The sequence below is a fragment of the Mucilaginibacter terrae genome, assembly GCF_031951985.1.
Classification (GTDB): Bacteria; Bacteroidota; Bacteroidia; order Sphingobacteriales; family Sphingobacteriaceae; genus Mucilaginibacter; species Mucilaginibacter terrae_A.
The window spans coordinates 1,787,145-1,800,605 of record NZ_JAVLVU010000001.1 but is presented as its reverse complement, the minus strand read 5'-3'; the positions used below and the strand labels follow the sequence as shown (position 1 = coordinate 1,800,605).

At 40.9% G+C, this 13,461-nt stretch carries 12 protein-coding genes and 1 tRNA gene; 4 read left to right on the top strand and 9 right to left on the bottom strand.

Annotated features, from left to right (window positions below; genetic code table 11):
* Window positions 1–2 precede the first annotated feature (2 nt).
* From ruvB to QE417_RS07185, 5 genes are all read right to left on the bottom strand, one after another.
* Entirely contained in the window at window positions 3–1,025 is a 1,023-nt protein-coding gene (ruvB, locus tag QE417_RS07205) for a Holliday junction branch migration DNA helicase RuvB (RefSeq protein ID WP_311948792.1), read from the bottom strand.
* Between the two features lie 249 nt (window positions 1,026–1,274).
* Window positions 1,275–2,009 carry a polyprenol monophosphomannose synthase gene (locus QE417_RS07200; RefSeq protein WP_311948790.1) on the bottom strand — a complete coding sequence of 245 codons (735 nt, stop codon included), beginning with the start codon at window positions 2,007–2,009 and terminating at the stop codon, window positions 1,275–1,277.
* Window positions 2,010–2,120: 111 nt separating this feature from the next.
* Window positions 2,121–3,602 carry a POT-type proton-dependent oligopeptide transporter gene (locus QE417_RS07195; protein ID WP_311948788.1) on the bottom strand — a complete coding sequence of 494 codons (1,482 nt, stop codon included), beginning with the start codon at window positions 3,600–3,602 and terminating at the stop codon, window positions 2,121–2,123.
* Between the two features lie 337 nt (window positions 3,603–3,939).
* Window positions 3,940–4,263 carry a hypothetical protein gene (locus QE417_RS07190; protein ID WP_311948787.1) on the bottom strand — a complete coding sequence of 108 codons (324 nt, stop codon included), beginning with the start codon at window positions 4,261–4,263 and terminating at the stop codon, window positions 3,940–3,942.
* Between the two features lie 159 nt (window positions 4,264–4,422).
* Entirely contained in the window at window positions 4,423–5,343 is a 921-nt protein-coding gene (locus tag QE417_RS07185) for a hypothetical protein (protein ID WP_311948785.1), read from the bottom strand.
* A gap of 146 nt (window positions 5,344–5,489) precedes the next feature.
* Here QE417_RS07185 and QE417_RS07180 point away from each other — a divergent pair, with 146 nt between their 5' ends.
* From QE417_RS07180 to QE417_RS07165, 4 genes are all read left to right on the top strand, one after another.
* On the top strand, window positions 5,490–7,553 hold the full coding sequence (locus tag QE417_RS07180) for an HD family phosphohydrolase (RefSeq protein ID WP_311948784.1): 2,064 nt from the start codon (window positions 5,490–5,492) through the stop codon (window positions 7,551–7,553).
* Between the two features lie 85 nt (window positions 7,554–7,638).
* Window positions 7,639–7,728 (top strand) — tRNA-Ser (locus QE417_RS07175).
* Window positions 7,729–7,978: 250 nt separating this feature from the next.
* Window positions 7,979–9,238 (top strand): site-specific integrase, encoded by a 1,260-nt coding sequence (locus tag QE417_RS07170; protein ID WP_311948782.1) that lies wholly within the window; start codon window positions 7,979–7,981, stop codon window positions 9,236–9,238.
* A gap of 15 nt (window positions 9,239–9,253) precedes the next feature.
* Window positions 9,254–10,294: a PDDEXK nuclease domain-containing protein gene (locus tag QE417_RS07165; RefSeq protein ID WP_311948779.1), complete on the top strand. Its 1,041-nt coding sequence runs from the start codon at window positions 9,254–9,256 to the stop codon at window positions 10,292–10,294.
* Between the two features lie 376 nt (window positions 10,295–10,670).
* Here the strand turns inward: QE417_RS07165 and QE417_RS07160 are convergent, their stop codons facing one another.
* The 4 genes from QE417_RS07160 to QE417_RS07145 all read right to left on the bottom strand — a co-directional run bounded on the left by QE417_RS07160 (window position 10,671) and on the right by QE417_RS07145 (window position 13,417).
* Window positions 10,671–11,546, bottom strand: coding sequence for an SDR family oxidoreductase (locus tag QE417_RS07160; protein ID WP_311948776.1), 876 nt, complete (start codon window positions 11,544–11,546; stop codon window positions 10,671–10,673).
* 103 nt (window positions 11,547–11,649) lie between these two features.
* Window positions 11,650–12,033, bottom strand: a complete 384-nt coding sequence (locus QE417_RS07155) for a hypothetical protein (protein WP_311948774.1) — start codon at window positions 12,031–12,033, stop codon at window positions 11,650–11,652.
* A 134-nt stretch (window positions 12,034–12,167) separates the two neighbouring features.
* Complete coding sequence (locus tag QE417_RS07150) at window positions 12,168–12,596, bottom strand: polysaccharide deacetylase family protein (protein WP_311948772.1); 429 nt, start codon at window positions 12,594–12,596, stop codon at window positions 12,168–12,170.
* Between the two features lie 74 nt (window positions 12,597–12,670).
* Entirely contained in the window at window positions 12,671–13,417 is a 747-nt protein-coding gene (locus QE417_RS07145; protein ID WP_311948770.1) for an SDR family oxidoreductase, read from the bottom strand.
* Window positions 13,418–13,461 lie beyond the last annotated feature (44 nt).

Here is a 13,461-nt window from a genome sequence, read left to right as displayed (position 1 = left end):
TTTTAAAATAGCAGAGGCGGTTGGCCCGGGCGCAGGATGCCTAAATGCTTGTAAGCATTATCAGTAGCTTCGCGGCCGCGGGATGTACGCATTAAATAGCCCTCCTGTATCAGGAATGGCTCGTAAACTTCTTCAATGGTGCCTTCATCTTCGCCCACGGCAGTGGCAATAGTTTTAACACCCACGGGGCCACCCTTAAATTTTTCGATGATGGTGTGGAGTATTTTGTTGTCCATTTCGTCGAGGCCATGTTCGTCAACATTGAGTGCGTTGAGGGCATATTTGGCTATGGCTGTATCAATATTGCCGTCGCCTTTAATTTGGGCAAAATCGCGGGTGCGGCGTAGCAGGGCATTGGCAATACGCGGGGTACCCCGGCTGCGGCGGGCAATTTCATAAGCGCCCTCGTCGGTTATAGGAGTATTGAGTATTTGTGATGAACGGAGCACAATAGTAGTTAACAGCTTGGCATCATAATATTCGAGCCTTGAATTAATACCGAAACGTGCCCTTAAAGGTGCGGTTAACAAACCTGAGCGTGTTGTAGCACCAACCAGCGTGAACGGATTTAAAGACAATTGTACCGAACGGGCATTTGGCCCGCTCTCCAGCATAATATCTATCTTAAAATCCTCCATGGCCGAGTACAGGTACTCCTCAACCAGCGGGCTTAAACGGTGAATTTCATCAATGAACAGAATATCGCCGGGTTCGAGGTTGGTAAGCAAACCGGCCAGGTCGCCGGGTTTATCCAACACCGGGCCCGAGGTAATTTTAATACCCACGCCCATCTCATTAGCTATAATGTGCGAGAGGGTGGTTTTGCCCAGGCCCGGAGGGCCGTGCAGCAAAACGTGGTCTAATGATTCGCCGCGTAAGCGGGCGGCCTGAACAAATACACGCAGGTTAGCCAGAATTTTATCCTGCCCGGTAAAATCTTCAAAAGCCTGCGGCCGCAATACTTTTTCAATATCGCGTTCGGTGGTGCTTAAGCGCTCGGCTGCCGGATCTAAATTCTCGTTCATTGCCAACAAATTTAGCAATTTATTTATTTCAAGCAAGATTAAAAGGATCGAAGAGCGAAGGTTTGGGAGCGGGGCCGGCTATCGGCTACTTGCCTTATTCCTCTTTATTTTTCTCTTCTGAAACCGCGAAATTGTCCGAAAGTCTTCGTTTTCTGTGGTATTCAATCAAGTATTTCATGAAACGTATTTAACGTTAGTATCACATTGACGGAAACGCAGTTGAACACCTTGAACACTGACAAGATCCTGTCAGTCCCCTTCAGGGTATTTGCGGAAAATGCTGTTAATGCGCATTTGTATAACACCAAAGAAAGCCTCCTTAAAAATGCCGGTAGACATTTTGGATGTGCCCTCGGTACGGTCGGTAAATATGATGGGAATTTCAACCACTTTAAAGCCATGCTTAATGGTGGTGTATTTCATTTCAATCTGGAAAGCGTAACCTACAAACTTAATTTTATCAAGCCTGATGGTTTCTAATACCTTGCGTTTGTAGCACACAAATCCGGCGGTAGAATCATGCAAATTTATACCGGTAATAATGCGCACATACATCGATGCATAATAGCTCATCAATACACGGCTCATGGGCCAGTTAACTACGTTAACGCCTTTTACGTACCGCGAGCCAACCGACATATCAGCACCCTCCACACAAGCTTCGCGCAGGCGCAGCAAGTCATTGGGGTTGTGCGAAAAATCGGCATCCATCTCAAAAATGTAATCGTACTTATGGGCTATACACCATTTAAAGCCATGTATGTAGGCTGTGCCCAAGCCTTGTTTGCCCTGGCGCTCTTCAATAAATAATTTGCCCGGAAACTCTGGCTGTAAACCTTTTACAAGTGCGCCGGTACCATCGGGCGAGCCATCATCAATTATCAATAAATGAAAATCATGCGGAAGCGAAAACACTTTACGTATCATGCGTTCAATGTTTTCTTTCTCGTTATAAGTGGGTATGATGACTATGCTATCGGGCACGTAATTACAGTTTCAAAAAAGTAAGAGCGGCAAAAGTACGTATTTCGCCCCTTAAAAAACAAAAGCAGGACGATTGTTAGCGTCCTGCTTTTAGTTAAAAGTTGTTAAATGCTATAAGTTGGTAGTTTCGGCAGCTACCTTATTCTCGTCTTCGGTAACATAATTGCGTTCTTTAATACGAGGCGATACAAATAAGTAAACCACTAAAAATGCAGCAAGCAGTACTACAAAAAACCAGTAAAAATCGGCGCCAACATATCTTGAGAAAAAGCCTTTATGTGAAATGCTGTTTTGTACATAAGCAACAAAGGTATTGCCCAATGCAACTGTAAACAGCCATATGGCAGACATAGTGCTTTTCATTGATTTTGGAGATTGTGTGTAAGCGTACTCCAATCCAGTGATTGATACCAGTGTTTCGCCCGCAGCTAATACCATATAGGCTAAAATTTGCCACCAAGTTGAAGGATGTTGCCCGGCATCTACTTTTTCTTGTATTAAAGCAATGATCACAAAGGACACTCCGGTTAAGAACAATCCGAATCCAAAACGGCGAAGTGGCGTAGTTTTTATACCAATTTTATCAAGAAGAGGATAAATTCCATAGTTAAAGATTGGAATGAATGATAACAGGAAAATAGGATTAGCGGTTTGTACTTGCTCAGGTAAAACTTCAATATTCCAAAATATTAAATTAAGATGTAACATCTCAAGTTTTGTGGCTTGTAAAACCCATTCAGACAAGCATTGGTCCCACATGGCCCAAAAAATGGGCACAAATGCAAATATTGCCATTACGCGCCATACGGCTTTAATCCCTTCTACCTTTTCGGGGTCGAATTTTTGTTTGGCAACATCCAATAAGGATTCACCTTTTTTCTTTTTTCTGATATTAAATAATGAATATACCGATATAAATAGAAAATTATTGCGGTTAACACCAGAGGGGGGCATTTTAATCATTTTTTTGCGCCCTAAAAAAAATATGATTGTTGCAAGAGCCATTAATATGCCCGGTATACCAAATGCCCATTTAGCACCATAATGTTTATTAATATAAGGAATGGCAATGTTAGCAAATACCGAACCTGCGTTAATAGAAAAATAAAACCAGCCATATACTTTTGACATAAGGCTTTGGTTACTCTTATCAAACTGATCGCCTACGTTTGCAGATACGCATGATTTGATGCCGCCTGCCCCAATAGCAATTATAATTAAGCCAATTTGAAAGCCGGTGAGATTATCATCATACAATGCTAACATTAAATGACCAATGCAATAAACTATAGATACATAAAATATTACTCTAAATTTCCCAAAAAACCAATCAGCGGCCAAGGCTCCAACAACCGGCATGGCATAGGCAAGTGCTACAAAGATGTGTGATATTTCGTTTGCTTTAGCATCAGCTACAGTTTGGTTGAAGCCTTGCGGTATGAAAAATTGAGCTACTAAAAAAGTAACCAGTATAGAGCGCATACCATAAAAGCTGAAACGCTCGGCAGCTTCGTTGCCTATGATGTAAGGTATACCTTTAGGGTATTGAGGTTTTACGTGTTCTTCTTTAACTGCAAGGGTATCCTGAACCATAGTTTTAAAATTAAAATTTTTCTAAAATAGCATTTATCGTCTAAAACCGAATGTTGTGTTGAAATCTTTACAAGTTGCAACATTAAAAGCGGCTAATATACGTATTACTCACACTTGCCAAATATATGTTGGCTGGTTTTGAGAATATTGTATTGACTTACAGTTATGTTAATGGTTTAGCTAAGCATTGATAGGGGAGAAACGGCGAATTTAATTTGCAGCGACTATGCCGGGAATTTAAGAGGCACTTTTATAGCAATAATAGCTAATAAAGGGATGTATTTTGATGAGCATCCAAACATACTTGCTATGCATGGATGCTCATCAAAATATGATGCTACTTTGAATTGGCTAACTGAGCCTTGTAAAATTTCCTTATTTTCTTTGCATCTTTCTCTAAACGTTCAATTAGGAGGTGAATGTCTCCTGATTTCATTCCTTTAAGCTTATTCAAGATCAACTCGTATAAATGCGGAAGCGGTATAAGCTGACTTTCGTTGTTGCGGAATGATATTTCAGGGAAAAATATAGCCAGGTGTTCGGCATACTTGTTTTTAATTTTCAATAAGTCCTGGTCGGCGTTGTTTGCTACCAGCGTTTCGTAATAATGAAAGTGAATAATATGATCTGCTGCTTCCAGCGTAGCTACGTTAAAATCCATAATGTTTAATAAGAAGAATGTGCAAATGTAAGCATAGGGTGTGCCTCTGTTCAAACCTTATGTAAATCTTAACATAAATTAAACATTGGAAGAAAAAGCGTTATTGTAAATGGAGCTGATAACGAACAATCGAAGGACTTTAAAACAGTACGACGATTTTTAATTTTTTCTTACGGGTACCAAGCTCCTGTCCTTCAAAGCCTGCTTTTTAGGATCAACAATGTCCACATCATCAGGGGCGGGTATGTTGCGCATGTCAAGGTTATCCTTATACATCCACTTGCCGTTGGTGAGTTTGTACCCATCGTAGGTTAGATCAGGGCCGTACCTGTCGGGCTGCATTTTCATTTTATCATCGGGGGGGGCAAGGTGGTCAAAAACAATTATATCCTGCTCGGGTACATAGCGTAACAGCATTGATGCCTGCCGGTTATACTCAAAAACTATACGGTTACGTGTTTTTTTGTTACCCTGAAATACCGGCATCCCAAAGGTAGGTTCGGTTTTTTTAAAGGATAATGCCTCGATAACTTTTTTGGTTGATTTTACCGTATGGCCTTTCCATCCTAATAAAACATAATATGGATTTATAGTACCTACCGCAATTATTTTGTAATACTGCGCGCCAAACCATTTCTTGTTATTAACTACCGAGTCTTCGGGGTTTTTAATAAACGCCGAATAATCTTCTAAAGGATAAAGCAGCAGCTTGCCGCCCGTGTTCATTTGAATAGTGCCGAAAAAGCGATAGCTACCATCCTCATTCATGTTGTACCAGGTAAGTATGCGAAACTTATTATCGGGCGATCGCAGTATGCTGATGGTTTTTAACGAATCGAAATTAAAGGCATATGAGTTAGGCACCTTAAGCGCTTTAACCAGGGTGCGTATAAAATTATAGTTGGCGTTTTTGCGCTCCAGATCGTTTTCGTTATTAAACATCTGGTAGCCAAGCCGCTTAAGGCTGTCTTGCAGGGGGCGCAGCTGGTTGAGCTGGTCGGGCGTGTTAAAGCGCTGTGCCAATGCTGGTTTGCACAGGCAGGCAATTAATAACCATATAATTAGCCAAATACGTTTCATTACAGGTATAAAACTGGTTTAAATGTGCGCAGCGCTAATTATTTAAACAAACGCTTATGCTGTATAATTGTTGCAATTTACACTATAATTGCAGCTATTAGCCTCAAAGCATAAAAATGGGGTATATTTGATTATAAAGAGTTTGGATGGCAAAATTTAGTATTTCGAGGCAAAAAGCTTTACTGCGTAAATACGCTGTTTTGGTAAAATTTATCATGATACTCGCCAGCGTGTTCCTGATCATAGTGGCATTGCCCAAGCAAACTAAATTTAGGTACGAGTTTGAAAAGGGCCGCGTATGGAACCAAAAAGAACTGGTTGCCCCGCATGCCTTTGCCATACTCAAAACCTCAGCCGAACTGGAACGCGACCAGGCCGATGCTCTTAAAAATATATCGCCGGTTTACCAGCTAAAGCCCGACATGCAAGACCAGCAGATACAAGGTTTTATAGACGACCTGAACCTGAAATGGACTACTGCCGGTATACCTGAAAAACTGAAGCCTCGCTACATTGAAGCCGGTAAAGTATTGCTTAATAAAGTGTACAGCACGGGTTTGCTTACTCCCGGCATTAAAGACCAACCTGCCGACGAAAACTACAACATAACCGTTGTAAGCAAAAATGTATCGACCAATAAAAACACCTCAGGGCTTTACACTAAAGAAAAAGCTATTGGTTACTTTGAGCAGGAACTTAATCTTTTGAACATAAACCGGGCTTTTATGCTCGATATATTGCAAAACCGCCTGCAAAACAATTTGGTTTACGATGATAAGCTCACCAACCGCTTAAAGCGCGATGCTTTAGATAATATATCGTTAACGCTGGGTATGGTGCAAAAGGATGAGGTAATTATTACTAAGGGCGCTGTAATTAATGATGAAGTTTACCAAAAGCTCTTGTCATACAAAAAGTATTTTGAAGATAGTGCCCGCCTTAACGGCGACCGTAAACTGGTATCATTAGGGCAATTTTTACTGGTTGGGTTAACGGTTACGCTGCTTATCGTGTTTCTGTATCTCTTCCGTAAAGATATTTACCATGATAACCGCCTTGTGGGGCTTATATTGTTGGTTATTACAGCCATGCTGGCCACACTTTCGTGGGCTATAAGTGTGCAGTTGCCCAACCTGTATTACATACCTTACTGTATTGTACCTATCATTATCCGCATACTGTTTGATACCCGTTTGGCGCTGAATATTCATTTGCTGGTAATAATGATTGCCGGTTTTTATGTGCCTAACAGCTTCGAGTTTGCCTTTTATGAAATTACTGCGGGCATGGTATCTATTTATAGTATTAAAAACTTGTTGCGCAGGGGACAGTTTCTTACTTCGGCCTTAATTATTACGTTAACCTACCTTATCTCGTTTTTGGGTATATCATTTATACGCGAAGGCGATGTTACCACTATTGAGTGGGTTGAGTTCTTTCCGTTTGTGGTGAGTGTGATGCTTACTTTGCTGGCTTACCCGCTTATTTACGCGTTCGAAAAGGTGTTTGGTATCACGTCTGATCTTACCCTTATTGAGCTTACTAATACCAACGCCGCGATACTGCGCGAAATGGCTTTTAAAGCACCAGGAACATTCCAGCACTCGTTACAGGTGGCCAACCTGGCCGAGAATGCCATTTACAGCATAGGAGGCAACGCACTGCTGGTTAGGGCAGGGGCCTTATACCATGATATTGGTAAGATGGAAAATCCGCTTTACTTTATTGAGAACCAAACAGCAGGTTTTAATCCGCATGATAAACTCTCGTATGAAGAGAGTGCGCAGATTATCATCAGTCACGTACGAAAAGGGGTGGAGATGGCGCAAAAGGCAAACCTACCCGATGCCATCATCAACTTCATCCGTACCCACCATGGTAATACCCGGGTAGATTATTTTTACCAGTCGTTCCTGAAAAACTTCCCCGAAAAATTCATTGATGAGAACATTTTCCGCTATCCCGGGCCTATTCCTTTCTCTAAAGAGACCGGTGTTTTGATGCTGGCCGATTCAGTTGAGGCTGCCTCACGCTCACTCAAAGAACCCGACCAGCAATCCATCAGCGACCTGGTTGATCGCATTGTGAACTACAAACTGAATCAGAATCAACTGAAAGACAGCGACATTACATTAAAAGATATTGAAACTATAAAAAGTATATTTAAACGCATGCTGATGAGTATTTACCATGTGCGGATAGATTATTAAAATACCTGAAATTTTTTTTTGACACATAACTTCAATTGCTATATTTGCAATCCCAAACGGAAGACAGATTGTTCTAAAAATAACCGGTGAGGTGCCTGAGAGGCCGAAAGGATCAGTTTGCTAAACTGACGTACGGGAAACTGTACCGAGGGTTCGAATCCCTCCCTCACCGCCAATAGTGATAACAAACAACAACAAAAGCCTGTAAATCGATTGATTTACAGGCTTTTGTGCTTTTAGGCATTGTGCAAAATGTTCAAAAAGCATCAATATTTGGGTGAGTCATTCGTGTAGTCACCTACCCCTCGGGGTGAATGACTCACCCAAAGTGCCGTAAAGTATTGATAGACAAGATGTTCACTCCATGAACATCTTGACATTTTTCTATTGCATTTCGATATTTATTCACCATAAAATCTATCGTTATGTTAGAAAAAAGCTTCGGTCTTTTAACCTATTTAAAGCGACCAAAAAACTACAAAGGCGGCGAGATGCCGGTTTACCTTCGTATCACTGTAGACGGCATCGAAAAAGAGTTGTCAGCTAAACGTTCCTGGGAGCCATCCCGCTGGAATGTGAGGAGCAATCGTGCTTCAGGGACTAAAGAGGACGCAAGGGCACTTAACACTTACCTGGATGTTTTGCAGAACAAGGCTTATGAGGCAAGAAAACAACTGATTGAAAAAGGCAAGGTAGTCACGGCTATGGCAATCCGTGACCTACTATCTGGAACGGAGCAAAGACAATGGATGCTGATGTCGCTATTCCGTAAGCATAATGAAGATTTAGAGGCAATGGTCGGTAAAGGTGTTTCAAACGGCACCTGCACGAATTTCAATACTACCTATAAGCATACCCTGCAGTTTCTTAAAAAAGAATATAGTTGCACTGATATCAATATACTTTCGCTCGACCTGGCATTTATCAAACGGTTGTACAATTGGTACAGGATCAACAAGGGCCTTAACCATAATTCTGCATTAAAAAATATTGCCAACATGAAAAAGATCGTGTTGGATTGTGTCGACAATGGTTGGCTGACCGGTGATCCTTTTACCAAATTCCCAATGGGTCGTGAAGAGGTTGAAACCATTTATTTGAATAAGGAAGAACTTCAGGCAATTGCAGCTAAAAAGCTAACTAACGCGCGATTGTCTCGTGTACGTGACGTTTTCATCTTTTGCTGTTTTACGGGTTTGTCTTTTATCGACGTCAAGCAACTGAAACGTTCAGAGGTCAATATTGATTCAAAAGGGGAGTTGAGAATCTATAAAAACAGGCAAAAAACGGGAACCCCGGCCTTCATCCCATTGTTGCCCATCACGCAGAAGATCCTTTCAAAATATGAGGATGATGATGATTGCATAATCAAGGACATGCTACTTCCGGTTTTGAGTAATCAAAAGTATAACTCCTACTTAAAGGAACTTGCTGACCGTTGTGACGTCGACAAAGAATTAAGTTCTAAAATGGCACGAAATACTTTTGCAACAACAGTAACGCTGGCCAACAACGTGCCGATGGAATCAATCAGTAAAATGATGGGTCATAAATCATTAAGGCAAACCCAACATTACGCAAAAGTTCTCGCTGTCAAGGTCAGTGAAGACATGGATACTTTGAAAAAACGGCTTGCGAAAAGCAAATTTATAACTGAGGACCAGATATTAACTAATAATATTTGATTGAGGAGGAAGTTGATGAATAAAGAAAAAAACTATGATTTACTTTTGAATGATCTCAGAAGTGAAATAGAAAGAGCCAAATTAAAAGTGGCCTTGACCGTCAATAGCCAACTTTTAGAATTGTACTGGAAAATAGGTTATAACATTTTAGTCAAGCAACGGCAGGAGGGGTGGGGCGCTAAAGTCATTGACCGTCTCGCCAGAGATCTTAGTTCGCTTTATCCGGATATGAAAGGGATTTCACCAAGGAACCTCAAATATATGCGGGCCTTCGCAGAAGCGTATCCCGAATTTGTGCAAGCGCCGCCTGCACAAATTCAGGAAAGGGGTCAAATTGTGCAAGCGCCACTTGCACAATTACCCTGGTATCATCACATCACGCTGTTGGATAAGATCAAAAATATTGAAGAACGATACTTTTATATTGCTGAGGCAGTCAGAAACGGATGGAGCAGGAATGTACTTGTGCATCAAATTGAAGGGCGATTGTTTAGCCGCCGCGGGGCTGCTACTACGAATTTTTCTGCAACCTTGGATTCAATGCAAAATGACCTGGCCCAAGAAGTATTTAAAGATCCTTATAAATTTGATTTTTTGAGTATAGCAACCCTTCATTCAGAAAGGGATCTTGAGAATGGCTTAGTTAGTCAAATGACTAAATTATTGATGGAGTTGGGACGCGGCTTTAGCTATGTGGGCCGTCAATATCCTTTAACGGTCGGAGGTGAAAATTTCTTTATTGATCTGTTATTTTACCATTTAAAGCTTCGCTGTTTTGTAGTTATTGAACTGAAAACCGGTAAGTTTATTCCTGAATATGCCGGTAAACTTAATTTTTATCTAAACGCGGTTGATAGTCAATTAAAGCACAATTTGGATTTGCCTGCAATTGGTATCTTAATATGTAAAGAAAAGAATAAAGTAATTACCGAATATGCGTTGAAAGGCGTTAAAAATCCGATTGGTGTCGCGGAATACCAAATTACTCATTTAGTGCCGGACAATTTAAAAGACAGCTTTCCAACTATCGCTCAAATTGAGGACAGCCTTTTATGATGTTAATACGGCTCGGCAAAATTCTGATTATTTAACGAAAAGCCATATATATTGCTTACTGCATGATGTCAACAAAGACAGCGTAAAAAGATTTCTCTACGTTAAAGCATTTTTATCTAGGGATGCCATAAATGGTTACGTGAATCGAACGGCATATAACATAGGTCCGGCATTCGCGTTTTTAATCCCTGATATAAAATTTTCGTGAGATATTGAAGCCAATAACACTATAAAAAATCGATGTTCTGTTTAGCTAAGTCTTGATTAAGCTATAGTAAGACAACAATGTTTTGAGCTTGTTTAGCAAAAAAAGAAAAGTGAAACTATGATAACCCGTTTTTTCCCAAGTCAGTCCTGCTAATTGATATCCTAATAACTAAGTATTTAAGGAGTTAACTTTAACATAGTCTTTAAAATTTGTTGCTCTCCTCGCTATCAGTCGTTCTAAATCGCCCGACTGATGCCCGAATTCACCTTCTTCAATAGAAACTACCCAATTCATCAAAAATTCTGCGACCTTTTGAGGCATCCCTTTTGCAACTAAATCGTCAATGTATGCTTCAGTTGTGATGGTCGAAAAGGGTACCGGCTTTCCGGTAACATCTGTAAGTGTTTTAGCGATGTCGGCAAATGAGATGGCTTCGCTGCCGCCTAACGAGTAGGTTTTCATTTCGTGTCCTGCTGTGGAAAGTATTTCGGCATGTGCTTCCGCAAGCTCGTCCCTGGTTGCAGGTGCCATTTTTCCGTTGCCTGCCGGAACAAGGATCCCATTTTGAAAGGGATCCGCATCGTAATAAAGAGAAAGAACATCTATAAACGGAGGGTGGTACACAACAGTATAACCAATCCCTGATGATTTAAGTACTTGTTCAGTAAACAGATCTGATTCCGTAATTTCCGGCATTACACGGCCTGAACCTTCTTTGCGCATGATCGACATATACACTACATGCTTTACACCAGCCTGGCGTGCCGCCGTAATTACGTTATAATGTTGAGTAAACCGATCTGAAAAAGCAACTGCACTCGTAAGCATTATTTTATCAACGCCTTTAAAAGCATGTAATAAAGAATCATAATCGAAGTAATCGCCAATTCGGATTTCAAAACCCTTAGCAATCAGATCACCAAGTCCATCTTTTTTTCGGGATAGACCTATAATCTCGTTTGCTGGAACACCCTTTTTCAACAGTTGTTTAACCGTTCCTCTTCCAATTTTACCTGTAACTCCTGTTACTAATATTTTTGACATAATGATTCAATTAAGTTTTTTAAAAAAGCGGCAGTAAATATTGTTGATGCCCAATAGCGTTAAAGGCTACTCAAATGAGCAGCTGTCAACTTTATGTGCGAAATTACTCGCGCAGACTTGTCGGATCTTTTAGCGTCATTTCAGCTATTTCGTCTTTGCGTTTAAATGAAACGCCGGGATGCTTCTGCATATACTTAATTAACTCCGTGGCAGCTTTTACCATCTGAGGCGTACCACTAACGCGGTCATGAAAAGTTAAGGAGAGTTGCCTGCGTTTTATTGCTGCCTCTTCATAAAGCTGATCGAACTCCATCTTGATCTGTGTGATATATTGATCTGGCGAGAAGTTTTTTAGCTCTATCATCCCCAGATCGTTATTACGAACAGTGTACGGAACAACAGCAAAATCTTTTTGATTGACTTTTACAATAAAAGGTTCGTCCCGGCTCAAGTCATCAATATGATAAATACATCCCAACTCCTGCAATATTTTCAGCGTGTTTTCACTGCGGCGAAGGAAATTGGCGTTATAACCGACTGCGGTTTGCCCGGTTACTTTCTTTTATCGCATCTATACCGTCTTTAATGAATTTTTTTTCCTCGTCATAAGACATATCATATTCATCTTTCCAAGTCATTCCGTGGCGATGCCTCGTGCCCACGATCTACAATCTCCTTGGCCAAAACTGGATTCTTTAAAACGGCTGAACCTACCATGTGAGTTGTTACCTTGATGCCTAATTTATCCCAGTTGTCCAGCATGCGGGGGATACCTTCTTTGTAACCATATTCGTACCAGGTGGCTGCGGGTAAATCTTTGTAACCTGGTTTCATGTTGGGCGGAAATGGACTTGGTGCATTATCGGGTTGCCCGCCTGCTTCAAACAGCATGGTGGCAGACACCACCAGCCTTGAGCCATCTGCCCATTTTGATCGCGTAGATGCATAAACCTTGCCAGTCGTTTCAGCATTAGCAAGCTGATTTACTCCTATAATACCAGCCATTGATAGCAGGCCGGTTTGCTTGATAAAATCTCTTCTGTCTGACATAATAGTAATGTTATGATTGATATTATCAGCAAATGCTGTTTCATCAAGAACAGCATTTGCTTGGGATTTTATAATTAATAAAGTCCCTGATTGAATTTTGCAACGGCTGCATTTGGATCAGTCAAATAGTCTGCATATTGCTGACCAGCTTCACCTACAAATATTTCGTAACGGTCTTCGTTTATACCATTATAAATTTCCTGGGCTGCTACTTCCGGAGGTAAACCATGCTGCTCACCACCCATATCTTTAGTGGCATCTGTATTGATCAGTGAAGGCATTACCTCAAAGATTTTTATATTGGTATCGGCAGATAAGGTTAAGCGCAGCGCTACAGAATGGGAATGTAACGCTGTTTTAGCATCTGAGTAAGTTGGTAGCACTACCAACGGATGGAACGCTACGTTAGAAGTTATATTGACAATGGCTGCTTCCGGCTGTTTCTTCAATAGCGGTAATAACAATTCTGTCAATCTAACGGGGGCAAAATAGTTAGTCTCAAACTCTTGCCTCGCTTTTTCAACTGCGTTTGCACTCTCACCCAGCTTATAAACAAAACCTACACCAGCATTATTAATTAGCACGCTCAGATCGCTGTAATCAGCTTCCAATTTTTTAACAAGGCTGGCAACTGAATCTGCATCGGTCAAATCTCCAACAATGTAATCTACGCCTAGTTCTTTAGCGGCTTTGTCCAGCTTCTCTGCATTACGGCCGGTGATGATTACTTGGTTGCCTTTTTTAATTAAAAGCATTGCGGTTGCATAACCAATTCCTGAACCACCACCCGTTACTAATACTGTTTTCTTTGTTAATTCCATGACTTTTATATTCTAATATTATATTTAAATTTGCTTGCTATTTG